The organism is Bacteroides acidifaciens (genome assembly GCF_024623065.1).
GTDB lineage: Bacteria > Bacteroidota > Bacteroidia > Bacteroidales > Bacteroidaceae > Bacteroides > Bacteroides acidifaciens.
Genome location: NZ_JANJZR010000003.1, coordinates 82,788 through 107,876 on the forward strand (window position 1 = coordinate 82,788; position 25,089 = coordinate 107,876).

General features: G+C 42.9%; 19 protein-coding genes and 2 tRNA genes. 9 read left to right on the top strand and 12 right to left on the bottom strand.

Going from position 1 to position 25,089, the window contains the following annotated elements:
* Positions 1-521: 521 nt before the first annotated feature.
* Entirely contained in the window at positions 522-1,163 is a 642-nt protein-coding gene (locus tag NSB03_RS01455) for a TonB-dependent receptor domain-containing protein (RefSeq protein WP_121766766.1), read from the top strand.
* Here NSB03_RS01455 and NSB03_RS01460 read toward each other — a convergent pair.
* Both NSB03_RS01460 and NSB03_RS01465 read right to left on the bottom strand, forming a co-directional pair.
* Positions 1,144-1,980, bottom strand: coding sequence for a DMT family transporter (locus NSB03_RS01460; RefSeq protein WP_024986203.1), 837 nt, complete (start codon positions 1,978-1,980; stop codon positions 1,144-1,146). The genes NSB03_RS01455 and NSB03_RS01460 overlap by 20 nt on opposite strands.
* A 267-nt stretch (positions 1,981-2,247) precedes the next feature.
* On the bottom strand, positions 2,248-2,967 hold the full coding sequence (locus tag NSB03_RS01465) for a NigD1/NigD2 family lipoprotein (protein WP_024986202.1): 720 nt from the start codon (positions 2,965-2,967) through the stop codon (positions 2,248-2,250).
* Between the two features lie 175 nt (positions 2,968-3,142).
* Between NSB03_RS01465 and NSB03_RS01470 the strand changes: the two genes are divergently transcribed.
* From NSB03_RS01470 to NSB03_RS01480, 3 genes are all read left to right on the top strand, one after another.
* Entirely contained in the window at positions 3,143-3,691 is a 549-nt protein-coding gene (locus NSB03_RS01470) for an RNA polymerase sigma factor (RefSeq protein ID WP_024986201.1), read from the top strand.
* A 6-nt stretch (positions 3,692-3,697) separates the two neighbouring features.
* Positions 3,698-4,966 (top strand): porin family protein, encoded by a 1,269-nt coding sequence (locus tag NSB03_RS01475; RefSeq protein WP_257466167.1) that lies wholly within the window; start codon positions 3,698-3,700, stop codon positions 4,964-4,966.
* 302 nt (positions 4,967-5,268) lie between these two features.
* Complete coding sequence (locus tag NSB03_RS01480) at positions 5,269-6,828, top strand: PD-(D/E)XK nuclease domain-containing ATP-binding protein (RefSeq protein ID WP_257466168.1); 1,560 nt, start codon at positions 5,269-5,271, stop codon at positions 6,826-6,828.
* 168 nt (positions 6,829-6,996) lie between these two features.
* On the opposite strand, the gene pflA is transcribed toward NSB03_RS01480, so the two are convergent.
* Together pflA and pflB are read right to left on the bottom strand one after the other, a co-directional pair.
* Positions 6,997-7,728: a pyruvate formate-lyase-activating protein gene (gene pflA, locus NSB03_RS01485; RefSeq protein WP_024986200.1), complete on the bottom strand. Its 732-nt coding sequence runs from the start codon at positions 7,726-7,728 to the stop codon at positions 6,997-6,999.
* A gap of 14 nt (positions 7,729-7,742) precedes the next feature.
* Positions 7,743-9,971 carry a formate C-acetyltransferase gene (gene pflB, locus NSB03_RS01490; RefSeq protein ID WP_257466169.1) on the bottom strand — a complete coding sequence of 743 codons (2,229 nt, stop codon included), beginning with the start codon at positions 9,969-9,971 and terminating at the stop codon, positions 7,743-7,745.
* A gap of 240 nt (positions 9,972-10,211) precedes the next feature.
* On the opposite strand from pflB, the gene NSB03_RS01495 reads away from it, so the two are divergent.
* Positions 10,212-10,296, top strand: a tRNA-Ser gene (locus NSB03_RS01495).
* A 79-nt stretch (positions 10,297-10,375) separates the two neighbouring features.
* A tRNA-Ser gene (locus NSB03_RS01500) sits at positions 10,376-10,463 on the top strand.
* A gap of 146 nt (positions 10,464-10,609) precedes the next feature.
* On the opposite strand, the gene NSB03_RS01505 is transcribed toward NSB03_RS01500, so the two are convergent.
* From NSB03_RS01505 to NSB03_RS01540, 8 genes are all read right to left on the bottom strand, one after another.
* The gene (locus NSB03_RS01505; RefSeq protein ID WP_024986199.1) at positions 10,610-11,380 is read right to left on the bottom strand and encodes a hypothetical protein; all 771 of its coding nucleotides are present in this window, start codon (positions 11,378-11,380) and stop codon (positions 10,610-10,612) included.
* Positions 11,381-11,382: 2 nt separating this feature from the next.
* Complete coding sequence (locus NSB03_RS01510; protein ID WP_024986198.1) at positions 11,383-11,853, bottom strand: hypothetical protein; 471 nt, start codon at positions 11,851-11,853, stop codon at positions 11,383-11,385.
* A 7-nt stretch (positions 11,854-11,860) separates the two neighbouring features.
* Complete coding sequence (locus NSB03_RS01515) at positions 11,861-12,175, bottom strand: hypothetical protein (RefSeq protein ID WP_128824208.1); 315 nt, start codon at positions 12,173-12,175, stop codon at positions 11,861-11,863.
* 18 nt (positions 12,176-12,193) lie between these two features.
* Positions 12,194-13,327, bottom strand: coding sequence for a hypothetical protein (locus NSB03_RS01520; RefSeq protein WP_024986196.1), 1,134 nt, complete (start codon positions 13,325-13,327; stop codon positions 12,194-12,196).
* A gap of 53 nt (positions 13,328-13,380) precedes the next feature.
* Positions 13,381-14,373 carry a PGN_0703 family putative restriction endonuclease gene (locus NSB03_RS01525; protein WP_024986195.1) on the bottom strand — a complete coding sequence of 331 codons (993 nt, stop codon included), beginning with the start codon at positions 14,371-14,373 and terminating at the stop codon, positions 13,381-13,383.
* Between the two features lie 752 nt (positions 14,374-15,125).
* Complete coding sequence (nuoE, locus tag NSB03_RS01530) at positions 15,126-15,602, bottom strand: NADH-quinone oxidoreductase subunit NuoE (RefSeq protein WP_024986194.1); 477 nt, start codon at positions 15,600-15,602, stop codon at positions 15,126-15,128.
* An 18-nt stretch (positions 15,603-15,620) separates the two neighbouring features.
* A complete protein-coding gene (locus tag NSB03_RS01535) occupies positions 15,621-17,387 on the bottom strand; it encodes an NADH-dependent [FeFe] hydrogenase, group A6 (RefSeq protein ID WP_024986193.1) in 1,767 nt (588 codons plus the stop codon).
* A gap of 12 nt (positions 17,388-17,399) precedes the next feature.
* Positions 17,400-19,307, bottom strand: a complete 1,908-nt coding sequence (locus NSB03_RS01540) for an NADH-quinone oxidoreductase subunit NuoF (RefSeq protein ID WP_024986192.1) — start codon at positions 19,305-19,307, stop codon at positions 17,400-17,402.
* 162 nt (positions 19,308-19,469) lie between these two features.
* Between NSB03_RS01540 and NSB03_RS01545 the strand changes: the two genes are divergently transcribed.
* The 3 genes from NSB03_RS01545 (at position 19,470) to NSB03_RS01555 (ending at position 25,079) form a co-directional block, all read left to right on the top strand.
* Complete coding sequence (locus tag NSB03_RS01545) at positions 19,470-22,226, top strand: endo-acting ulvan lysase-like protein (protein ID WP_024986191.1); 2,757 nt, start codon at positions 19,470-19,472, stop codon at positions 22,224-22,226.
* 241 nt (positions 22,227-22,467) lie between these two features.
* On the top strand, positions 22,468-23,013 hold the full coding sequence (locus tag NSB03_RS01550; RefSeq protein WP_024986190.1) for a DUF3575 domain-containing protein: 546 nt from the start codon (positions 22,468-22,470) through the stop codon (positions 23,011-23,013).
* Between the two features lie 32 nt (positions 23,014-23,045).
* Complete coding sequence (locus NSB03_RS01555; protein ID WP_024986189.1) at positions 23,046-25,079, top strand: carboxypeptidase-like regulatory domain-containing protein; 2,034 nt, start codon at positions 23,046-23,048, stop codon at positions 25,077-25,079.
* Positions 25,080-25,089 lie beyond the last annotated feature (10 nt).

Genomic DNA, 25,089 nt, shown 5'->3' on the forward strand with positions numbered 1-25,089 from the left:
TCATGATTATTAGTCAATGGGTTGAAATAGACTGAAATAGGGAATGAGAAATGTTTTCGGATACAGGCATTTCTCATTCTTTTCTCATGCTTTATTCCTAAAAACAGGTATTTCTCATACTCATTATCGTCATTTCTCATGGCAGTTGTAGGACAATCTACTGCTATTTCGCGTCTGAATCATTAATAGAAAAGTTATTCTTCATTAAGGGTAAACTTGTTTTGGATTAATTGCAAACCTTTTCTTCACCTATCATAAACTATAATTGCAAGTTTTGATTATATAAATGCAAGCTTCATTTTTATAAATGCAACCTTTGATTATAAAAACAAAGCTTTCATTTATAGTTTGCGATTAATCGAAAAAAACTTTAGATATAAAGGATTGGAAGTTTACCATTAACCAATAGCAACTTTTCTATTAATACTTTTCAGATGAATAAGTAATTATCCGTACCGTAGAGCGGCACATCTATTTATTCGAACAGGGAAGAATTTTACGACCAGACCTATGCAGACTTGATGATGAACATCAACAAGAGTTTTAAACACGACTTTTCGTTGATTGCCAACTTAGGAGCAGGCTTTGAAGACCATTATACGAGAGGCGTTGACATCGGTGGTAAGTTGGCAACCGTGCCTAATCTGTTTTCGGCTGCGAACTTGTCTTCCGATAATTCACCGAAAGAAACGTATAAGCGCACGCGCAACATTGCCGTATTTGCCAGTGCCGAACTTGGGTGGAAGAATATGCTCTATCTTACAGCTACCGGACGTACCGACTGGGCTTCGCAGTTGGTAAGTAATGGCAAGACTCCGGGTATATTCTATCCGTCGATAGGTCTGTCTGCCATTATCACGGAGATGGCGTCGTTGCCACAGTTCATTTCTTACTTGAAAGTGCGCGGGTCGTACACCGAAGTAGGTTCGCCCATCTCGCAGGTAGGTATCACGCCGGGTTCCATAACAGACTCCATGTCGGCAGGTATCATCAATCCGATATCAACCTATCCTTATCCCGACTTCAAGCCCGAACGTACAAAGTCCTACGAATTGGGTATCAATGCCCGTTTTTGGGATGGCAGGATAACTTTCGACGGTACGTTCTATAAGTCCAATACTTACAATCAGACATTCCTCTCGTCTATGCAGCCACCGTGCTGAATGTGGGATGCTCGTCCGGAAGCATGACCCAACTCAATACTGCGCCAAGAATCGGATTAATCAATCGGCACATATTTATATCGCTGACCTTTGCGCCCTTGCTCTGCAAAGCAATAAACCAAAAGCTAAAGGCAAAGACAGAAATAAACACCAAAATACCGAGACTGATATAGAAACCGCCCGGTTTTCCTATAAAAGTATGATAACCTTCCGTGTCCAGTCCTATCATATATATAAGTAGACCGCCGAAGAACATCTGCACGGCATTCAGAAAAATAGGATTTACCTTTCCCTTATCTTCCGAAACGGAGATAGCGGAATACCCTTGAAAAATAATACTGAGCAGCAACAACACGATACCGGTGATTCCTTTCCAATCGAGCGGTGCGCCGTCACTTCCCATTCCTATAATAAGGAACAAGCCGATGAGGCTGACCACAAGACTGATGATTTTATGGATATTCAGCCTGTCATTACTAGCAAGCAAATGCGCCAGTAATACATTGATAAGCGGAGTCATCCCCATGATAATGGACGAGATAGCCCCACTCACAAAATCCACGCCGAAGTAGAAAGCCGTGTATCCCATAAACATATTGATAAGAATCAGGTTCAGAAATAATCTGCTGTGCTGACGTATCTCCTTCCACATCCCCTTGTGCCAGGTATATGCGAAAAGAATAATCCCCACAGTAGTAAAGCGGATTCCGGCAAAGTTCATCGGAGTAAAATCGTAACTCAGTCCTTGTTTGATAAACGGATTGACTATAGCCCATAAAACAGAGGCCAATATGGCATAAAAAAGTCCTTTTTTCATTCGGTGTAGTTTCCTATATTCGAAAAAAATTCACAAAGTTAGTCATAATTATACATACAGACTTCGATTTCCAGAGTAAATTATTTGTTTTTGAAAAATTATTCTTTTCGCTTTGGTGAAGGAGAAATGCTGCAAACATTTATTGCAGAAGCAGTGTTCACATCCATTTAAAAATGAGAAGGGCGGGAGTTTCACAACTACCGCCCTCTTTTGTGTAATTAATATATAATATTATAAAAGAGTGTCTTTCATTTTTCGATTAGCAGATTAGGGAAATTTCACTTCATATGTTTTTATTCCGCCATATAGGGTATTGACACGGATTCTTAGGCCCTTCTTTCCTTCCATCTGTTTCTTGATTCCGTCCAGTTTGAAAGATACATACCCTTCGCCTAAAGTCTGAGGATAATCCCCTTCACTGTTGTGACGGAATTCCAGGTTGATAAACTCATCCTCTTCACTCTCCTCATCTGCGGTAGGAGCCGGGGTGAGATTATTGATAACCAGATTCAGGAAATGTTTCTTATCTTCACTGTGCGTACCATAATATTGGAATTCGATAGTCAGATATTTCTTATCCTTGTTGATCCACATATAAGTGGCGTTAATCTTATCGTCTCCGATTTTCTCCTCATTGTTTTCTTCCTCATCCATAGTGACAATGTCCTTGGTCAGGATTTCTTTTATCTGCTTTACCTGAACGTTATAGTCATATCCGCCTACCGGCTCTTCCAGTTCGTTGAACATGACAAAGGCTCGCTGGCCATCCGCAAAATCCGCGTTGCTCCATCCTTCTCCATTGCTTGGATACATCTTCTTTCCATCATCCAAGGTGAAATAAAAATCCTTGCTATCCTGGCTCATCATATTTATTGTGCTGATAACCAGTAGGTCGGACGGACTGTTATCGTCGTCCAGACAAGACTGGAAAATCGGCATTGTGGTCATAATAGCAAAGATAAAGGCAATGAATTTAAATTTCTTCATATATAAAATAAGTTTTAGTTTGATTAATATTACTACTTTGTATTCAACAAATGCACGATAATCAAGAATATTGCATTTGCATCTGTTAAAGAAACAAAAGTGCAAAAAGAGTTGTTCTCTCTATGCAGTATTTTTATCTTTACTGCATTTTTAAGGTAAACACGTGTATAAGCGAATGGAAGAATTAGAGTTGTCGGAGCAATGCAGGCAAGGAAACAACCGCGCCCGCAAGGAACTGTATGAGCAGTATGCGGGGCGTATGCTTGGCATCTGTCTGCGCTATGCAGGCGACCGTGATACGGCTCAGGACCTGCTTCACGACAGTTTTATAAAGATATTCGACTCTTTCGACAAGTTCACCTGGCGCGGTGAAGGTTCTCTGCGGGCTTGGATGGAGCGTGTGGTAGTCAACATTGCTTTGCAGTATCTCCGGAAGAATGATGTAATCAATCAGGCAGCGTCATTGGAAGAGTTGCCCGAAGAATATGAAGAACCGGATGCTTCTGATGTGGAAGCGATACCCCAAAAAGTGTTGATGCAGTTTATCGAAGAACTGCCGGCGGGGTATCGTACAGTGTTCAACCTTTATACTTTCGAGGACAAATCACACAAAGAAATCGCTCAGGTATTAGGTATTAATGAGAAATCTTCGGCTTCTCAACTGTTTCGGGCGAAGGCGGTATTGGCAAAAAGAGTAAAAGAATGGATAATGAATAATGGATAGATAGAGATGGAAGAGAAAGAATTGTGGATGAATAAGTTGAAGGAGAAGTTCGCGGATTATTCCGAGCCGACACCTGCTTCCGGTTGGGAACAACTGGAGAAAGAGCTTATGCCCTCTGTGGAGAAGAAGATATATCCTTATCGAAAATGGATGATGGCGGCTGCGGCTGTTATATTGCTGGCTGTTGTTTCGTCAGTAAGCCTGTATTTCCTGGGGACACCTGCCGCGGATGAAATGCGTCATATACAAACACCGGCATTAGCTACCACACCCGATGTTTTGCCGGGTGTGCAACAACCGGACATGCAAGGCACTTCCGTCGAACCTGTCCTGCGTCCCGTTGCCCGTGAGAATCGGTTGGCAAAAGTAGACCGGGATATCCCAGAGCATAAGATGCCGGTAGATGAACCCGCCGTGAAAGATGAACCGGCACTTGTAGTAGAAGAAAAGAAACTCGGAACAGTCATCAATGAGGGAAAACCGACCGAAGAAACAAATGCCGGTCAAACTCAGACTCAGACGAAAGATAAGGAACGACCGACTGCAGGCAATAGACCGCGCCGTCCTTCCGACAGAGATAAATATCATATCCCGACTGAGAAACCATCTTCCCGGAAAGGAACATGGTCAATGGGACTTGGAGTAGGGAATTCGGGTGGTGCTTCTTCAGAAGTAGGTTCGGGCGCGTATCCTTATATGTCCCGCGTCAGTATGCTTTCTGTATCCAACGGTTTGATGGAGATTCCCAATGACCAGACTTTGGTCTTTGAGGACGGAGTACCTTACTTGCGCCAGGCAAAACAGGTAGTCGATATTAAGCATCATCAACCCATCTCTTTCGGATTATCCGTTCGTAAAGCCTTGGGCAAAGGTTTTTCCCTAGAGTCCGGTCTGACTTATACGCTGCTTTCCTCGGATGCCAAACTGGCTGATAACGACCGGCAGATAGAACAGAAACTCCATTATATCGGTATCCCGTTGCGTGCCAACTGGAATTTCCTAGATAAGAAGCTCGTTACTCTTTATGTATCCGGTGGCGGTATGGTTGAGAAATGCGTGTATGGAAAGCTCGGTTCCGAAAAGGAAACGGTGAAACCTTTGCAATTCTCCGTATCCGGTGCAGTGGGTGCACAGTTGAATGCTACCAAACGTGTCGGTGTCTATGTAGAGCCGGGTGTCGCTTATTATTTTGATGACGGTTCGGATATTCAGACTATACGTAAGGAGAATCCGTTTAATTTCAATATACAGGCAGGTATCCGTTTGACTTATTAATATAACCTTTTTATTTCTATAAACCTTTAAAAGCGATATTTTATCCTCAGTGGCAGAATGTCGCTTTTAGAGTTTCTATGCACAAACCTTCTCAAAAAATCGGATAATTGAGAAAATATTAATAATATTGTCACTTGTGTTTCAGACCAACAGTAACATACCTTTGTCGCAAAACTCTAAATATTATGGAATGGACGGTTTGGTGATTGTCTTGAAAGAGAAATAAGTGGAACTTTCATAGAGTATTTTTGTTTATTCATCGAATAACGTCTATATTTGTGATACACTAATTTGAAGATGCAATGAATACATTGGAACGTAAATTGCCGATAGGGATACAGACATTTGAAAATATACGTAAGGGCGGTTTCCTTTATGTAGATAAAACGGCTATTTTGTGGCAAATAATAAATACGGGAAAGCCTTATTTCCTGAGTCGTCCCCGTCGTTTCGGCAAAAGTCTGCTTATTTCTACTTTTGAAGCCTATTTTCAGGGGCGTAAAGACCTTTTTGAAGGTTTGGCAATTGAAAAGTTGGAGAAGAAATGGGAGCAATATCCGGTTTTGCATCTTGATTTGAATGCGAAGAAATATGAGACGGCGGCAGATTTGGTTGCCATGCTAAACCAGTATTTGGAGAAATGGGAAGCCGTATATGGTGATGAGAAGAAAGACCGCAGTCCTGAAGAACGTTTTAGTTATGTCATTGAACAAGCCAGTCTGAAAACGGGAAAAGGAGTTGTAGTATTGGTAGATGAATATGACAAACCTTTGCTGCAGGCTCTTTTGGATGAGAACCTGTTGGATGAATACCGTCGTATTCTGAAAGCCTTTTATGGTGTGCTGAAAAGTTCCGACCGCTATCTTCGGTTTATATTTCTGACAGGAGTCACAAAATTTGCACAGGTAAGTGTATTCAGTGACTTGAATCAGTTGAATGACATTAGCATGAAGATTCCTTATGCGAATATTTGCGGTATCACAACAAAAGAATTAGTATCCACATTTACTCCTGAGTTGGAGCGGTTGGCAGAAGTGCAGGAGATGTCCTTTGAAGATACAGTCGATAAAATGACAGCAATGTACGATGGCTATCATTTTACATACAGCGAAGAAGGATTATTCAATCCCTTCAGTGTGCTCAATGTCTTTGATGGATTAATGTTTGATAATTATTGGTTTCAAACCGGCACTCCTACCTATCTTGTAGACCTGCTGAAACAAAGTGACTATGACTTACGTTTACTCATAGACGGTTTGGAAGTAGGAAGTTCCGGGTTTGCCGAATACCGTGCAGAGACAAAGAATCCCCTTCCGATGATTTATCAAAGCGGTTATCTGACCATTAAAAACTTTGATAAATCATTGAACCTATATACATTAGGCTTTCCGAATGACGAGGTAAAATATGGTTTCCTTAAATTTCTGATACCCTATTATACACCCATCTCCTCTGATGAAACGGATTTTAACGCTGTTAAGTTCGTTCGTGAACTTCAGGCGGGCGATGTTCATTCCTTTATGGAACGGTTGAAATCATTCTTTGCCGACATTCCTTACGAATTGAACACAAAGACTGAACGTCATTATCAGGTTATTTTCTATCTTGCCTTTAAGTTGATGGGACAATATGTAGATGCAGAAGTCCGTAGTGCAAAAGGTCGTGCCGATGCCGTGGTTAAGACAAAAGACTACATTTATGTTTTTGAATTTAAACTGGAAGGAACAGTAGACGAAGCTTTGAAACAAATAGATGAAAAAGGATATTTGTTACCCTACCGGACGGATGGACGTGAGCTGGTAAAAGTAGGAGTTTCTTTTAATGCCGAAGAACGTAATATTGGTGAATACAAAGTAGTATAATCGTTCATTGAACAAAATATAAAATAAAGCCATTCCGCAGCTTATTACTAAGGAATGGCTTTTTTATTCTTTAATTTGTTAAAGAAAATCAAGCAAGTAAGCAATTGCAAGTTCTTCTACAATGAGAGCCCGCTGGAGTTAAACCGGAAAGTATCATTACTGTGGCGGTTAATTGACCACCACAGTAGTAAAATACTCCTTGAATACTCCCGCAGCTTTTTCAAGTTGTTCGGGGGTATTTTCTTTTACATCTTTCAGTTTGTATTCCTGTTCCATGGCTTCGTACTTGTGTACGCCCAGCGTATGGTAAGGCAGGATTTCTACCCGCTGAATCATCTTATACTTTCCCAGTGCCTCTCCCAGTCGGCGGATATCTTCTTCGAAATCGCTGTATCCGGGCACTAATACATAACGCAGCCAAAACGGTTTTCCGTTCTCTTCGAGCCATGCCGCCGTGCGGATGGTCTGTTCGTTGCTTCTTCCGGTCAGTGTCTGATGACGGGTGGGGTTGAACTCTTTGATATCAAGTAATACGAGGTCGGTCAGTTTGAAAAGCTCTTCCACTTCTTCGTTCCAAATGCCGCCGTTGCTGTCTATGCAGACATGAATCCCTTTCTCCTTCAGTTCGCGCACCAAGGGAATCAGGGCTTTTGCCTGAAATGTAGGTTCTCCTCCTGAGAAAGTGACTCCTCCGCGTTTCCCGAAAAAAGGACGTTGGCTCATAGCCATGCGGACGATTTCTTCCGGTGGGGTAGGTGTGCTGCTTCCTTTTCCGGCTATCGTGTCAGGATTGGCGCAATACAAGCAGCGGAAATTGCAACCTTGAAGAAAAACGACGAGCCGTAAGCCCGGCCCGTCGAATGTTCCCATACTTTCGTATGAATGTACGTTTATCGTCATATAGAGTAGATAGATTACATACGTTCGTGGAAGCTACGGCTGATAACTTCCAATTGATGTTCGCGGCTCAACTTCACGAAGTTTACGGCATAACCGGAAACACGGATGGTAAGCTGCGGATATTTCTCAGGATGTTCCATGGCGTCATAAAGCATATCACGGTTCAGAACGTTCACGTTCAGGTGGTGAGCGCCTTTAGTGAAGTAGCCGTCCATCATGGTAACCAAGTTATCAATACGGTCTTCTACGGTTGCTCCCAGTGATTTCGGCACGATGGAGAAGGTGTTGCTGATACCGTCTTGTGAGTCGCGGTAACGAAGTTTCGCTACGGAACTCAAAGAGGCGATGGCACCGTTCTTGTCGCGTCCGTGCATCGGGTTGGCACCCGGAGCGAAGGCAACGCCTTTGGCACGTCCGTCGGGAGTAGCACCGGTCTTTTTACCATACATCACGTTGGAAGTGATGGTCAGCAGAGACAGGGTAGGACGGGCATTCTTGTACACCGGCAGCTTCTTCAATTCTTCGCTGAAGAAATATACCAGGTCAACACCCAGGTGGTCTACCTTGTCATTGTCGTTACCGAAGCAAGGGAATTCGCCTTCGATGTCGAAACCTTCCGTCAGACCGATGTCGTTGCGGCGGGCGGTAACTTTGGCGTACTTGATGGCCGAGAGCGAGTCGAGCGCGATGGAAAGTCCGGCTACACCGTAAGCGAGGTTGATGCGCGGGTTGGTATCTACAAGAGCCATCTGTGCTTTCTCGTAGTAATACTTGTCGTGCATATAGTGGATGATGTTCATCGCTTCGTTGTAAACACGAGCGATTTCTGTCAATACCTTCTTGTAGTTGCTCATTACTTCTTCAAAGTTCAGCGTGTCACTGGTCAGTACAGGGATGTTTTTCACCATGACCGTACCCGTGTTTTCGCAACGTCCGCCGTTGATGGCAAGCAGCAGGGCTTTAGCCAGGTTGCAACGTGCACCGAAGAATTGGATTTGTTTTCCGATTTCCTGATAAGATACGCAGCACGCGATTCCGTAATCGTCAGACTGGCGTACTTCACGCATCAGGTCGTCGTTTTCATATTGGATGGAAGAAGTGTCGATAGATACTTTTGCACAGAATTCTTTGAATCCTTCCGGAAGTTCCGGACTCCACAACACAGTCAAGTTCGGTTCCGGTGAAGGACCGAGGTTGTAGAGTGTTTGCAGGAAGCGGAAAGAAGTCTTTGTTACCTTCGTGCGTCCGTCGTTGAGGCGTCCGCCCAGAGATTCGGTTACCCATGTCGGGTCGCCGGCAAAGATGTCGTTGTAAGATTGCATGCGCAGGTGGCGAACCATACGCAGTTTGATGACAAACTGGTCGATTAGTTCCTGTGCGAAAGATTCGGTGATGGTTCCTTTGCTCAGTTCATATTCCATATAGATGTCGAGGAAGGAAGAAACGTTACCCAATGACATCGCTGCACCGTCTTGTTCTTTCACGGCGGCAAGGTAAGCCATGTACACCCATTGTACGGCTTCTTGTGCAGTGTAGGCGGGACGACTCAGGTCGAGTCCGTAGTATTCGCCCATTACCTTCATTTCCTTCAAAGCCTTGATTTGTTCTGCCACTTCTTCGCGCAGACGGATGCGGGCTTCGGTCATTGGGCCGGTGAGGTTACGCAAGTCTTCTTTCTTGGCTTCAATCAGTCGGTCGATACCGTAAAGAGCCATACGGCGGTAGTCGCCGATGATACGTCCGCGGGCATAGTTGTCGGGAAGTCCGGTAAGGAATCCCAGTGAGCGGAACGAACGGATTTCTTCGGTATAAACATCAAAAACTCCGTCATTGTGCGTCTTGCGGTAGTGAGTGAAGATATCTTTTACGCGGTCGTCCACTTCCACACCGTTTTCGTGGCAAGCCTTGCTCACTACGTTGATACCGCCGAAAGGTTTGATTGCACGTTTCAGCAGTTCGTCTGTTTGCAGACCGACAATCAGTTCGTTTTCCTTGTCGATATATCCGGCTTTGTGGGAAGTGATGGTAGATACGGTAACATTGTCAAGAGAGCGGACGCCATTGTTTGCTCTTTCTTCTGCCAGTGCTTCGAGGCAGCGGTTCCATACGGCTTTTGTGCGTTCGGTAGGCCCTTCGAGGAAAGAGGCATCTCCGTAGTACGGAGTAATGTTATGACTTACGAAATCTCTGACATTGATTTCGCTGCTCCAAAGACCATCTTTAAAGATTTTATTTAATTCCATAAAATGATAAAATTAGAGGTTGTAGTTATCCTTTTCTCTAGAGCGCACAAAGTTACAATCATTTTTCATATAATCGGCATAAATATGCTCTATTTTATGCTTTTCAACATAAAATACCTAGATATTGCTATCCTTAGGAAATCTTCCCGAAATTTTTTTCGTGGAAACTCTTGCATGTTTAAAAAAAGTTCGTACCTTTGCATCGCTTTTAACGAAAAGCACTTCTGAAAAGGAAGTTTTGGAGAGGTGGCAGAGTGGTCGATTGCGGCGGTCTTGAAAACCGTTGTACCGCGAGGTACCCGGGGTTCGAATCCCTGTCTCTCCGCTGAGAATAGCAGCTTTGAAGCTGCTATTTCTTTTGTGGGGAAATATATTTCCATTGTCTGTTTTTTATTGAAAAACAAGGAGAGGTGCTCGAGTGGTTGAAGAGGCACGCCTGGAAAGCGTGTATACGCCAAAAGTGTATCACGAGTTCGAATCTCGTTCTCTCCGCAAACAAGGGTGTAAGAAAGCCGCTGACGGACAGTTAGCGGCTGATTTGTTTTTTAGTGGAACACATTTGGAATACAATAACAGAAATAGAACTAAATAAAGCTAATAGCTAAGTTGTGCTTATATTTACTATGTAATCTGTATTGCTAAAGAATACTTCGAGGAGTGTTGTCTTTAAAAACAAATGGCAAATCAATAGTGAATTGGTTTTTACCGTCTGCTTTTGAAACTATAAGCGAAAGAAGTTTTTGTCCTTCTTCCTTTGGTAAGCTTGGTAATGGTATGCTAGCAAGCCAAATTAAGAAATAGTTTATTGAATCGTTATCATCAATAGCAGTAACTTCACCATAATTTGAGTAAACAAACGTCCCTATTGACTTATAATAATAACAAGTCATAGACGTTTCATCTTTCTTGATAAAGAAGAATAACCTGTTATCAAAATAGACCACCGCAACCAACCGCTTCAATTGAAAATCCTTAATAATAAAGTCTTTTACTCTTTCAGGCTTTTTGTGTGTTATATTCCAATAGGTAGTCGGAATGTTTACTTTAATTCTTTTGCCATTAAAGTTCCTGTATAAAGTGACTAGAAAAGGATTAGTAAAAGCTAAATCCGACTTTCTTATGGATTGAATGAACTTCAATTCTTTATCGGACATAGGATAATATTCTTTAGCTTCTTTGCAGTCAGAATAGTGCCCATTCAATTTTATCACTGAAACATGACATGGGAAATTCTTATCGTGATTATTCCACAATTGGAGATTAGGACAATATTTATCCAATAGTGTTCCGTATGGCAAATTGTCGGGGCAATTATACGTTGAATAACTTATATCATAAACACTTTGGGCGGTCAAGGCTAGAGCTATCGCAATGCCAACAACACTTAAAACTATTCTTTTGAAATACATAATTATAACTTATTTGTTGTGGAATCAATCTTATGAATACCCTTCCGAATAACTCTTTGAAAGTCTTTTTTTAAGCAACGAATCAATTGAATACGCAAACGGAAGCGCCTACGATAGTTTATTTCATAGAGCCATACATGCCCTTTCTCGAAACACTCCGGAATATTCCTTTCCAAATACTCAAATTCATCGTTACTTAAATATTGCCCATAACGTAAATAAACGACCATATAAACATCAACATACCCATAAACTGGCATTTCTTCATGTAGCCATTTGACAAACTTCTCATAAAATTCCCTATCGGTTTCATCCTCTTGCACAAATTCATAAACCAATGGAGTTGAATATCGTACAAGATAGTTTATCTCATCAGGGTTGAAAATAGTTCCGCCTTTCATTCGTGGTACAGACGGAACTTTCAGACTTTCCAAAAACTTTCTAAATGGTGTATCAATCTTGTTAACAATCATATGATTATTAATTTGGTTTACTTAAGAACAGCCAATAAAAAAGAGCAACGATTGCCACAACAACAGAATTTCCCCATTCCAATTTCTTCAAAAACACATTCCATTCTGATTTGAAAAACTTGTCAGCTTGCGAAACCGCAAACTTATGGGCTAATTTTACAACAATTGGAAATACAATCAAAGGCAATAGAAGCAAAAGTCCATATTTTACATCTGTTGCCCATGCGCTAACATCGGCAATGATATAAACAATATAATTCAATACCAATAAGAAGTTACATATAAATTTCATAATATTATTTTTTGAGTTTTTAATATCCATAAGATTCACTTAATCCTCTTACTTAGATTCTTTTGGTACAATTTCATCCGCCAAATCAACTACCCATAAATTGCCTGTAGAATTCCAGTTCATAGCTCTGTAACCTATATCTTTTGTTTCTACATTGACGTATTTTACACTTAATACATTATCTCGAATTACAATATCTTCTATCTTGCCTATTTCGTTAGAATTTGAATTATGCCGTATTTTGTATAATTTGCCTATAAACTTTTCCTTTAAATACTCTATATGATTCTCTAAGATATAAGTAGTATAAGCATGAACGGTACTCATTGTACGAGTACTAAATTCCGCATTTTTAAACTTGTCTTCATTTAGTCGTGTGAGAAAAAGTTCTCCACTTTCATTTTCTAACAAAAAAATAGGAGATTCACACTCTTTACTTCCTCCAAAATCTATATTATTTTTAATCAGAATATCATTCTGTATCAAAAGGGTAAGAAATTTCTTCTCCGAGACAAATGAATCGTAGTAGGTATTTACACTTGAATCATATGTATGTCCGTCTTCTGTTCTTGCAACGGGCTTTATTTGTGGATCTTCTTCCAACAATTTAAACGCTTCATCGTACGTTAATATTTTCTTGATGGTGTAAAAATGACCTGCACAAGAGATAGGGGTATTTGCCACCTTTCGTTGTACATTGTCGAAAGCGTAATTGAAAGCACTAAACAGTATTAGGTCATAGTTTTTTTTATTGGTCGTATCGAAGCAATGTAAGTTAGCATTACTTCCATCAGGTATTGCCGATACAATTTGTGGATGATATAAAAAAGTAGCAATACGATTGATTACAATTGGTAACTGCTTCTTTTTATATTGAATACAACCTTTTATCGAAGTAGGAAGATTGACAAACTGGCGTTTCAAAGCGTAACGGTTTCCATCAGGAACAAAAGCTTCATCCGAGATGCAGAAAATTCGTTGATTGATAAATTTGTGGTAGGATTTATAATCCAAAGGAGCACCAATGTATCTTCCTCGATGTGATTCTCGTATATAAAGGTCTTGTGATACATCATATACATCTTCTTTTTCTTGCTTTGGAGTTGAGTTTTCTACTTTCAGTTGTGCAAAACAATAATTATAAGACAACATCATCAACATACTTAGAATAATAGCTTTCATGTTTTTTTATCTTTAAATTGAACAAACGTTTTTATTAGATTTACTTATACGTTTTACAAGTACCTGTCTGTTAGATAATCGCAATAGGCTTCATTGTTGTCATAAAATTCTTTCGATAACCTTGCTATTACTTCTTGATAGGTTATATGGCTAAACTTTATATTGTCCTTTTTAGCAATTTCTGCAAACTGCTCTATCTCTTTTCTATGCTTACTTCCCTCTTTTCCTATTACATCGTACCAAAGGTATAAGAGATGAAAATTGCGTTTGAGTATCAAATTTCTTTTACCTTCTACAAAATGATGCTTTTGAACAAGATTTGAATTATACTTGTCACTATGCTTTTTCAGTCCTAATATGTGTTTTATTAATTGTGCAGCATCTAAATACTGAAACTTAGTATCATTAGGAGAAATTTCTTTTGCTAATTCATGCAGATTAGGCAATCCGTTCCAAAAAGAGGGATTTTCAACATATTTTTGTTTTAATCCTCCATGTTTTCTGCTACTATATGGTTCTGTAAATTTAGACTCAATACCAATAGTAGACAGTGGAGTATAAATCACAACATCAATATTGGGCGAATGTGGAAATTGAGATTTATCTTCACTTATTTCAAACTGCTCTTCAAATTTAATTTCGTAATTGAGTGGAGAGGGAATTATGGGAATTTTTTCAGGAGAAACAGAACCGACATTCTTAATCAGATAGCCTACCTTAGTAGTTCTTGAAGTCAATTTGCATGCATTTAGAATCGGGCAAACATCTTTTCCCTGCCAATACTGGAACAGATTAACCACAATCGCAGAAGATGAATGAAGTGCTTTCATTTTTGCCAATCGTGTTTTAGAATCTTTTGTTTCGTTCCCGTCACCCGAATTATAAGAATCTAAATTCTCCTTAGACAACGGCTCAAACAAATTATCTGCTAAACTATACAAATAGTTTTTCTCTCCTTTGTTGGGAATTGTACCTCCTAGTAGATTGAAGTTTTTTCTTTTTGCCCAACTCTGTTGTTTCGATTTAATAAAATCTAATCCATTCATAGTAATTAGTAAAGTTGCGCCATTCGACTCCTTTAATGACAGGATTAGACAAAAAGAAAGTGTGGAGCCATTCGTTTATTGCATAGGGGGTTCTGACAAAACCCAGAGACAAATAAACAATACTCCACACCTGTTTAGTATATGTCTTTTGAACATACGCTACCCAAGTGATGAATGTCATTGCTTATCCCCGTCTCTTTGAAACTGTCAGATTTCCTATGCGGGATAAAAGCGAAACACTTTCACTATTACATTTGCCACTTTTCGTGACTTTGCAAAGATAGTAAAGTTTCTCAAAATAACATTCCGATTAAAGAATATTGTTTTCTTTGCTCTGGGTTATATTACTAATACGATAATAAAAATTAGTAAAGGAGAAGTTTGTAACATACGTTTACATTTCTCCTTTAGCTAGTTATCAGTATTTAAATCGTCAAATATTTGATTATAAACGTTTTGCTGTCAATTGTATAGTCGGATTTTAATATTAAATAAAGGTTTTATTTGTATGTGTTATTACTATTTAACTTATTGGATGTTTTAAACAGACTACAATTCACCGTTTTGCGCATAATTTACTCCATAGTGTTTACATAAATAAAAGAATGTTCCAATCTTAGCTCCATCATCTTTTTTATATTTCAGACATCGACTATATTGAATGTCGCAATCGCCTTTTTTGTTTGTTGTTAAAAAATGTTTTAAAGCGGCTGTCTTGAAAAAGCAAGGCGGCCGCTTTTTATTCCGGATATTTATTCCAACTCTTCGATAATCTTCTTCACATCTATCGGTTGCAATCTACCGTACACTTTCTCGCCAATCATCACTACCGGAGCCAGTCCGCAGGCGCCTACGCAGCGCAGGCAGTCCAATGAGAATTTTCCATCCGGTGTAGTTTCGCCAACTTCGATGCCTAGTACGCGTTTGAATTCTTCGAGTAACTTCTCGGAGCCGCGCACGTAACATGCCGTACCCATGCAGACGGAGATGGGATGTTTTCCTTTCGGGGTCATGGTGAAGAAGGTATAGAAGGTGACCACTCCATATACTTTCGATACGGGGATATTGAGTTTGGAAGCGATGATGCGTTGCATCTTTTCGGGCAGGTAGCCGTGCAGGTGTTGCGCTTCGTGCAAAATATTGATTAGTTCGCCCGGATTGTTTCCGTGCTTGTCGCAAATCGTTCTGACTTGTTCTGCCACATCGCAGGCTAGTTTTATATCTGACATAATACTTTTCGTTTAAAGTTAATCCATAGATTTGTTAAAATAGTGTGTGTGCAATAGCGTTTCCGATATCTCGCCCAGAGGTTTGCCGAGATATTCTTCGTACAGTTTTTTTATATACGGGTTGTCGTGCGATTTGCGCAACGCTTTGTTGGCGTCTTCGCGGTAAAGTGCGTTGGCGCGAGCATATAATACTTCCGAATTGCCGTGGTGCAGTGGCTGGCCACCACCACCGATACAACCACCGGGGCAAGCCATGATTTCGATGACGTGATATTCGTTGTGCCCGTTTCGTATATCTTCCAGTAGATGGCGGGCGTTGCCCAGTCCGTGTGCGATACCTACTTTTAGTTCAAATCCGTTCAGGTTGATGGTGGCACGGCGGACTCCGTTCAGTCCGCGTACTTGTTCGAAGTTTACATTCTGGAGAGGTTCTCCGGTGTAGATTTCGTAGACGGAGCGCAGGGCGGCTTCCATCACGCCGCCTGTGGTGCCGAAGATGACGCCGGCGCCTGTCGATTCGCCCATCGGGTTGTCGAACGGGCTGTCTAGTACGAGCGGGAAGCCGATGTTAGCGCGTTTAATCAGTCGTGCCAGTTCGCGGGTGGAGATGGAATAGTCTACGTCGGGGATGCCGTTTACTTTGAATTCGTCGCGGTCACATTCGTATTTCTTTGCCAGGCAGGGCATGATGGATACGACGACTAACTTCTCCCTGGGGATTCCCATTTTCTCCGCCCAGTAAGATTTGGCGATGGAGCCAAACATCTGTTGCGGAGAGCGGGCGGTGGACGGTATATCCAACATATCTGGGAAATGATGCTCGAAGAAGTTTACCCATGCCGGACAACAGGAAGTCAGGATGGGCAGACGGATGGATTTGTCTCCGTTGAGATAACGCGTCAGACGGTTTAGGATTTCGGAACCTTCTTCCATGATGGTGAGGTCGGCTGCGAAATCGGTGTCGAATACGTAATCGAATCCCAGTTCGCGTAGGGCGTAGACCATTTTTCCGGTAACCAGTGTGCCGGGGGGAAATCCGAATTCTTCTCCCAAAGCGGCGCGTACGGCGGGTGCGGTCTGCACGATGACTACCTTGTTCGGGTTGGCCAAGTCGTCTAGCAGGCGGTTGGTGTAATCACGTTCGGTCAATGCGCCTACCGGGCAGATAGCCACGCACTGACCGCAATAGGTACATTCACTCTCTGTCATCATGCGGTCGAAAGCAGGAGCTATCGTTGTGTTGAAACCGCGGCGGATGGCGCCGAGCGCACCAACTGTCTGCACATCGTTGCAGACACTTTCGCAACGGCGGCAGAAAATACATTTGTCCATGTTGCGGACGATGGAAGCGGTGATTTCCCGTTTGCGGGGAGACAACTCGCCGCCGTTGAAAGGCATCTCGCGGATATTGAAGCGCAGTGCTAGTGTCTGAAGCTCGCAGTTGCCGCATTTCGGGCAGGTGAGGCAGTCGTTGGGATGGTCGGAAAGAATCAGTTCGGCTACTACCTTGCGGGCATTCATTACACGCAAGGTACTGGTCTTGACTACCATGCCTTCCGTACAACGGGTGGCGCAGGCAGGAGCCAGGTTGCGTTGTCCTATGACTTCCACCACACAGATGCGGCAGGAAGCGGGAGTGTTTTTTATACAGGTTCCTTTTAAGTCAATATGGCACAAAGTAGGTATGTTAATGCCTATTTTGTTGGCAGCTTCGAGGATGGTGCTTCCTTCGGGGACGGTGATAAAATGACCGTCTATTTGGAGAGTAATTTGTTTTTCTTCCATAGTAAATAGATTTTAGCAGACGAGAATAGCTTTGAACCTGCAGCGTGCCATGCACATTCCGCATTTGATACATTTGTCGGGGCTGATGATGTGCGGTTTGCGTACCAGTCCGATGATTGCGTCCGCCGGACAGTTTTTGGCACACAAGTGGCAGCCGATGCAAAGTTCGGGATTGATGGTGTAGGTTAGCAGGGATTTACACTGTTTGGCACGGCAGGTTTTGTCGCGGACGTGCTCCAGATATTCGTCGTGGAAATTGTCCAGCGTAGACAGAACTGGGTTCGGTGAGGTCTGTCCCAGTCCGCAGAGAGCGGTGTCCTTGATGACTTGTCCTAAAGTGGCGAGGGTATCCAGGTCCTTTTCCGTTCCCCTTCCTTCGGTTATCTTGTTCAGTAATTCAAGCAGGCGTTTGTTGCCGATGCGGCACGGAGTGCATTTTCCGCAGGATTCTTCTACGGTAAAGTCCAGGTAGAAACGGGCGACGGATACCATGCAGTCGTCTTCGTCCATTACAATCATACCGCCGGAACCCATCATGGAGCCTGCCGCCAGAAGATTGTCAAAGTCGATAGGAGTATCCAGGTGTTTCTCTGTCAGGCAGCCGCCCGACGGGCCGCCTGTCTGCACTGCCTTGAATTTCTTTCCGCCTTTGATGCCGCCGCCGATTTCGTAGATTACTTCGCGGAGCGTAGTTCCCATCGGTACTTCAATCAGTCCGACATTGTTAATCTTTCCTGCGAGGGCGAATACTTTCGTGCCTTTGGAACGCTCCGTTCCAATCGTTGCAAACCATTCGGCTCCTTTCGTCAGTATGATGGGGATATTGGCGAGCGTCTCTACATTATTTACATTGGTAGGTTTGCCCAGGTAGCCGGATTCGGCAGGGAAGGGAGGTTTGAGAGTCGGTTCACCGCGTTTTCCTTCCATGGAGTGAATCAGTGCAGTTTCTTCACCGCATACGAAGGCACCTGCCCCGTAGCGTATCTCGATGTCAAAACAGAAATCCGTTCCTAAGATATTGTCTCCCAGCAGACCGTAGTTGCGGGCTTGCTCGATGGCTATTTTCAGGCGGCTGATGGCAAGCGGGTATTCGGCACGGATATACACCAATCCTTTGCTGGAGCCGATGGAGTAGCCGCAGATGCACATGGCTTCTACAATAGAGTGAGGGTCGCCTTCCATGATGGAACGGTCCATGAAAGCGCCGGGGTCTCCCTCGTCAGCGTTACATACCACGTATTTGATGTCCGACTGCTGCTTATGGGTAAATTCCCATTTCAAGCCTGTGGGAAAGCCGCCGCCACCGCGTCCGCGCAAGCCGGAGCGCTTGATGAGGTCGATAACTTCCGTCGGTTGCTTGTTGAGAAGGCAGTCCGCCAGTGCGTGATATCCTTCGCGGGCGATGTATTCCTCGATATTCTCCGGGTCGATAAAGCCGCAGTTGCGCAAGGCGATGCGTAGTTGTTTCCGGTAGAAATCCATGTGTTTGGAGTCGCTGACGGTGTGTTCTGTTTTAGGGTCTATGTACAGCAGCCTTTCTATTTTCCGACCGCCGATGATGTGTTCGGTGATGATGTCTTCCGCATCTTCGGGGGTGACTTGTGTGTAGAAGGTGTTGTCGGGGATGATTTTTACGATAGGGCCTTTTTCGCAGAAGCCGAAGCAGCCCACGGTGATAACTTCCACTTTGTCGGCAATGCCATTCTTTTGGATGGCTGACCGGAGATTGTCCGTAATTCCTTGGCTCGAAGAGGCTTTGCAACCTGTGCCACCACAGATTAGAATCTGAAGATGCTGTGTGCCGGATGCTAGTCCGCAGCACTTTTCGGTGACTTTTTCATTACTTTCTTCACGTAATGAAAGTTTGTGTTCCGCTCTCTTTCTGATTGTAGCCAAATCATGGATAGATAAGATTTTCATAAATATCAGAATTGTTAGTAGGTTTTTTGCAAATATAATTCTTTGTTTGGAATAAAAGCATAGTTTCGGACAAATAAAAACAGTCTTTGCCGGTCGGATTAGGTAAATAAATCTCTATCTTCGTATTTAATAGGTATCAAACCTAAAAAAATAGATTGAAGTATGAGACGAATTTTACTTGGATTATGTTTTTTATCCTTTTGGGGCAGTGCGTCGGGGCAGGAGATTCCCTTGCCGGAAAAGATGCCGCAGACGCATCCGCGGGTGTTGACTACTCCGGCGGGAAAACAGGAAACATGGGAACTTATTAAAAAGGAAGAATGGGCGAAAGATGTTTTCAATAAGTTGAAGGAACGGACGGAAGTATATACAAATCTGACGGATGCTCAACCGTCCTGGTTGCTGTCCCGCCTAGCGATGTATTGGAAGTCTCATGCCACGGAAGTGTATGTGAAAGGTGAAACGTTCGATCATGCAGGTGGTGAGAAAGCGCCTTATCCTACGGTGCGCTATACCGGAACGCGTGGAACGGCTGCCACTCACGGTCGTCCCAAGTTGGCGGATGTCGTTCCTTATGATGATGACGAAAGCGGAAACGTGACTTTTTGCAATAATGCCCTTCCCGAACGTCCTATGGAGAGCGTACATCCATCCAAGACCGGACGGAATATCGAAAGTTTGAACTGCGAAATTTTGGGTATTGCCCGTGACGCTGCTTTCCTCTATTGGATGACGGACGAAGAAAAGTTCGCCAAACTTGCCGCAGGTGTTTTTGACACGTATATGACGGGAATTTATTACCGGAATGTGCCTGTCGATTTGAATTATGGCCATCAGCAGACATTGGTGGGATTGACTTCTTTTGAAGTAATCCATGAGGATGCGCTTCATGTTGCTGTCTATTTATATGATTTTCTGTATAATTATCTGAAGACCAATTATCCGGACAAGATGGAAATCTATGCGGGAGCTTTCAAGAAATGGACGGATAATATCATTGCGAACGGTGTGCCTCATAATAATTGGGATTTGTTGCAGGCACGTTATATTATGAGTGTTGGTCTGGTTTTGGAAGATAACAAGGAATATGCTGACGGAAAAGGACGCGAATACTATATCGATTATGTGATGAACCGTTCCGGCATCCGCCAGTGGAGTCTGACACGTCTTGCGGATTATGGCTTTGATTCCAATACGGGGATTTGGGCGGAATGTCCGGGGTATAGCAGTGTGGTAATCAATGATTATGCCAATTTCGTGAACCAGTTTGACACGAATCTGCAGTATGATTTGGTGAAAGCGATGCCTGTATTGTCGAAAGCGGTGGCGACCACGCCCCAATATCTGTTTCCTAACCGTATGATTTGCGGTTTTGGGGATACGCATCCGGGGTATCTGAATACAAATTTCTTTATCCGCATGATACAGAACGCGCAGGCGAACGGGAAAAAGGAACAGGAAAAATATTTTACCGCTTTGCTGAAATGCCTGAACCCGGAGATGGGAAATGATAAAAAGGAAAAGAAAAACGTACGTGTATCTGTCAGTTCTTTCTTTGAGGATAAACCGTTGGCTTTAAACCCAAAAGTGCAGCCGGGAAAGATAGAGGATTATGTTTCTCCTTTATTTTATGCTCCCAATGTATCTTGGCTGGTACAGCGTAACGGTATGCATCCGCGCAACAGCCTGATGATTTCGTTGAATGGCAGCGAAGGGAATCATATGCATGCCAACGGTATCTCGATGGAACTTTACGGAAAGGGATATGTGTTGGGCCCGGATGCAGGTATCGGGCTATTCTTGTATAGCGGGCTGGATTATGCGGAGTATTACTCACAGTTCCCCAGTCATAATACTGTATGTGTGGATGGTATATCGAGCTATCCGGTGATGAAAAGCAATCATTCCTTTGAGTTACTTTCTTGTTTCCCTGCTTCGGCGGAACCGGGCAAGGAATTTACGTCTGTCACTTACAGCAATCTTTATTTCCGTGAACCGGAGAGCAGGGCAGACCAGACGCGTGTGATGAGTATCGTTACTACCGGGGCGGAGACGGGGTATTATGTCGATGTGTTCCGCAGCCGAAAGGAAAAGGGGGGAGATAAAATGCATGACTATTTCTATCATAACCTCGGACAGTCTTTGACATTGACAGCGGCAGATGGTACTGACTTGAATCTTCAACCCACGGAAGAACTTGCTTTTGCCGGTGCGCATCTTTATGCTTATTCCTATTTATATGATAAGAAAATGGCTGCCACCGACAAGGATGTCAAAGCGACTTTCACCATAGATATGAAGGATAAAGGTGGTGACGACATATATATGAATCTTTGGATGAAGGGTGAACCGGAACGCGAAGTCTTTACGGCATTGTCGCCGATGACTGAAGGATTGAGCCGTACACCGAATATGCCTTATAATATAAAGGAGCAACCAACGCTGACTTTTGTTGCCCGGCAGCATGGAGAAGCATGGAGTCGTCCTTTTATTTCTATCTACGAGCCGAGTACGAAGAACGAGCCGTCCGCTATTCAGTCTGTCTCTTACTTTGATGCGGAAGAACCGGGTCTGAAAGACTTCGCAGGAATCTGCGTGAAAAGCAAGAATGGGCGTGTAGACCATATTTTCTCCTTGTCTGATGCTGAGCAGGCTGCTACTTACCGGGGAATGAAAGTAAAAGCGGACTATGCAGTTGTCAGCAATGAGTATGCGGGAAACCGGACACTCTTTCTGGGAAGTGGAACGCAATTGGTTGTGCCTGGAATAATGGTTCAGGCTGACAGTGCCGCTAACGTGTTGCTTGAGAAGAAAGCAGGAAAATGGTATATTATTTCTTCTGCTCCTTGCACGGTCGTTATCAATGGCAAAAAAGTGAAATCCGGTGTTACGTCAGAACCTATATTATTGCGTATCTGATGTTTTATTTATAAGCTGGAAAAATTGTATATTTTATACATAATATGGTATATTGCGTTCCAGACTGGAAAAATGTTGCGATAAAAAACAAAAAAAACGTGTCTAAACGTTTTTAATGCTATATTTTTTCTAATTTTGCGGCTTCTTGTCCAAATTATGTATAATATGGGCAGGAAGCCCTTTTTGTGGGTGAATATTTTAGTGGGAAATATTTAGTGGGAAATAAATTATGGTATATGTGATGAGGAATGGTCGCAGGGCAATAGCTGCGTTATCATTTCTGTTATTGTTTTGTGGTGTACATGTACACGCACAACGGGTGGCTGTAAAAACAAATGCATTGGGATGGCTGACGGCCAGTCCTAACATTGAAGCCGAGTTCGTTTTGGGACGTCATATCTCCTTAAATATGGGGATTGCCGCAAACCCAATCAGTACTGACAATTTCAAAACTACTTTCACGCATTTTCAGCCTGAAGTACGTTATTGGCTAAATCGTCCGATGGTGAGCCATTTTCTTGGAATCACCGCTTTCGTGAATAATTTTAATATGATGGTGAAGGATGTGAATCACAAAGGTGATGCATGCGCTGCCGGGTTGACCTATGGATATGCATGGGTACTGGGTGACCACTGGAACATCGAAGCGACTGCCGGCGTAGGCGTGTTGCGTTACCGTCAGTTTAAATACGATAAGGGTACTCCGAAACCGGGTGCGGTCAATGATACTAAGACTACCATTGCGCCTGTCAAACTGGGGGTATCCTTTGTTTATATTATTCGATAATTAGAATGAACATTAGCTAGTCAGAAAAGAGAATGAAAATCAATTTGAAACGTGGTAGATTAATAGGTGTACTTTTCGTGGCAATGATGTTGGTCGGCATGGATGCATTTGCTCAACGTATCCGTGTACAAGGACATATCACAAACCCGCAGGGGAAAAGTGTTCCGAATGTGAATGTGCTCAATCCTGTCAATGACGAACGTATAGAAATGTCTGACGAGGATGGCCGTTATAGTGTATTGGTGGAAAAGAACGGCTCGTTGAAGTTTACATGCGTCGGTTATGAGGACAAGACGGTGAAGGTGGCGGGAAAGCAGATTCTTGATGTAGTGCTGAAAGATGCTGTCATCGAACTGGACGAAGTGACGATTACTTCCAAAGTAAAAGATAAAGTGATTCCGGAACCGACGGATATCGAAATCAAAGGTAATTATTTCCATCTGAAAACCCGTGTGCCGGTGCCTAAAGAGATGTTTAACTCGCATCGCCGGTTAGTATTGCAACCTTCCATTTATGATGTGACACTCAAAAAACGTTTGCTGATGCGTCCTGTGGTATTCGACGGCGGTACTTACAATACGACACAAAAGCGGATGTATGATTATGATTTGGATAAAGACCCTTTGCATGAATATATTCAGGTGAAAACGACTTCTTCGCGTAAGAGGGATATTATCGCTTATCATGATTCTATTTATATAGAGTATCTACAACATGATTACCGTGCGGACGTGCATCTTGCGATGGAGAACTATCGGAACATCATTTATCGTGATTCTTTCTCCATTGCACGCGGAACTGTCAACCCGCTGCGTTTTCTGGAGTACAAGTTTTCCGCTTTCAATCTGACGGATGAGAAGTATCTTCCGAAACCTGTCATGCAGCTACGGGATACGAAAGGGGAAGTAAATCTCACATTCTTGGTAGGTAAAGCCGATTTGGATGATAAGAATCCTCATAACCAGTTGGAACTGAATCGATTGAATGAGGAACTTCGTGCTATTGAGACGAATCCGGATGCTTCATTGAAGAGTTTCCATATTACGGGTGTAGCTTCACCGGATGGTTCATACGAGAGAAACTTGCAACTGGCACAACTGCGTACAAACAAGGCATTGGAACGTATCCTGTCACAACTGGACCCGGAAACGCGCAAACTGCTGGAAGTGAAAGCGGATGCGGCGGTAGCTTCATGGAAAGAAGTGGCGGAATTACTGAAGAAAGACGCTAAACCGGAAATTGCCAAGGAAGTAGAGGATTTAATCAAGCAATACGAATCCGTTCCTTATCGCTTGAATAATGTATTGAAATCGAAACCTTTCTATAAGGAAATATCTGCTACCTATCTGCCTAAGCTGAGAAAGGTGCAATATACGTATGGTTATTCTATCTTCCGTCTCCTGACTGACGATGAGATTAGGGGACTTTACAACACAAATCCGAAGGAACTGACACGTTTCGAATATTATCGTATGATTACGATGGCAAAAACTCCGGATGAAAGGGAGAAGTATTGCAGGGAGGCTCTTGAACTTTACGATAACTTTACGTATGCGGCCAATGAACTGGCGGTATCAAACATACAGAAAGATGCGCCGGATTCACGTATCCTCGAACCGTTTGTCAGCAAGTCTGCACCGGTAGAATTGTTGTCCAATCAGGCTATCGCCTTGCTGCATGAAGGAAAATATACCAAGGCGGATTCCGTATTGACATTGGTTCCCGAAGGAGTTGTTTCTGAGGATTTGCAGGCCATCGTACAGGCTTTGGCTGGTTACTATAAGGATGCTTTCGAAAAGGTGGCGGCTACGAGTCCTTTCAATGAGGTGGTAATGTTGCTGGCGATGAAGAGAAATGAGGAAGCATGGGAGAAGATTTCTGCCATGAATGTGACAACAGCCCGCGAATATTATGTGAAAGCGATTGTTGCTAACCGTTTGGAGAAAGTGGGTGATGCTATTATGAGTATTGAGAAAGCCCTTGAATTAGACCCATCCTTACTGGAGACAGCGAGAGTGGACGGTGATATTATTGACTTGCTGCCGGAAGAGCAGAAACTTAAATAATGATAATACA

Excerpts from the sequence above, each read along its gene's own strand:
- NSB03_RS01455 (WP_121766766.1), top strand. The coding sequence starts at position 522 with ATGATGAACATCAACAAGAGTTTTAAACACGACTTTTCGTTGATTGCC.
- NSB03_RS01460 (WP_024986203.1), bottom strand. The coding sequence starts at position 1,980 with ATGAAAAAAGGACTTTTTTATGCCATATTGGCCTCTGTTTTATGGGCT.
- NSB03_RS01465 (WP_024986202.1), bottom strand. The coding sequence starts at position 2,967 with ATGAAGAAATTTAAATTCATTGCCTTTATCTTTGCTATTATGACCACA.
- NSB03_RS01470 (WP_024986201.1), top strand. The coding sequence starts at position 3,143 with ATGGAAGAATTAGAGTTGTCGGAGCAATGCAGGCAAGGAAACAACCGC.
- NSB03_RS01475 (WP_257466167.1), top strand. The coding sequence starts at position 3,698 with ATGGAAGAGAAAGAATTGTGGATGAATAAGTTGAAGGAGAAGTTCGCG.
- NSB03_RS01480 (WP_257466168.1), top strand. The coding sequence starts at position 5,269 with ATGAATACATTGGAACGTAAATTGCCGATAGGGATACAGACATTTGAA.
- pflA (WP_024986200.1), bottom strand. The coding sequence starts at position 7,728 with ATGACGATAAACGTACATTCATACGAAAGTATGGGAACATTCGACGGG.
- pflB (WP_257466169.1), bottom strand. The coding sequence starts at position 9,971 with ATGGAATTAAATAAAATCTTTAAAGATGGTCTTTGGAGCAGCGAAATC.
- NSB03_RS01505 (WP_024986199.1), bottom strand. The coding sequence starts at position 11,380 with ATGTATTTCAAAAGAATAGTTTTAAGTGTTGTTGGCATTGCGATAGCT.
- NSB03_RS01510 (WP_024986198.1), bottom strand. The coding sequence starts at position 11,853 with ATGATTGTTAACAAGATTGATACACCATTTAGAAAGTTTTTGGAAAGT.
- NSB03_RS01515 (WP_128824208.1), bottom strand. The coding sequence starts at position 12,175 with ATGGATATTAAAAACTCAAAAAATAATATTATGAAATTTATATGTAAC.
- NSB03_RS01520 (WP_024986196.1), bottom strand. The coding sequence starts at position 13,327 with ATGAAAGCTATTATTCTAAGTATGTTGATGATGTTGTCTTATAATTAT.
- NSB03_RS01525 (WP_024986195.1), bottom strand. The coding sequence starts at position 14,373 with ATGAATGGATTAGATTTTATTAAATCGAAACAACAGAGTTGGGCAAAA.
- nuoE (WP_024986194.1), bottom strand. The coding sequence starts at position 15,602 with ATGTCAGATATAAAACTAGCCTGCGATGTGGCAGAACAAGTCAGAACG.
- NSB03_RS01535 (WP_024986193.1), bottom strand. The coding sequence starts at position 17,387 with ATGGAAGAAAAACAAATTACTCTCCAAATAGACGGTCATTTTATCACC.
- NSB03_RS01540 (WP_024986192.1), bottom strand. The coding sequence starts at position 19,307 with ATGAAAATCTTATCTATCCATGATTTGGCTACAATCAGAAAGAGAGCG.
- NSB03_RS01545 (WP_024986191.1), top strand. The coding sequence starts at position 19,470 with ATGAGACGAATTTTACTTGGATTATGTTTTTTATCCTTTTGGGGCAGT.
- NSB03_RS01550 (WP_024986190.1), top strand. The coding sequence starts at position 22,468 with ATGAGGAATGGTCGCAGGGCAATAGCTGCGTTATCATTTCTGTTATTG.
- NSB03_RS01555 (WP_024986189.1), top strand. The coding sequence starts at position 23,046 with ATGAAAATCAATTTGAAACGTGGTAGATTAATAGGTGTACTTTTCGTG.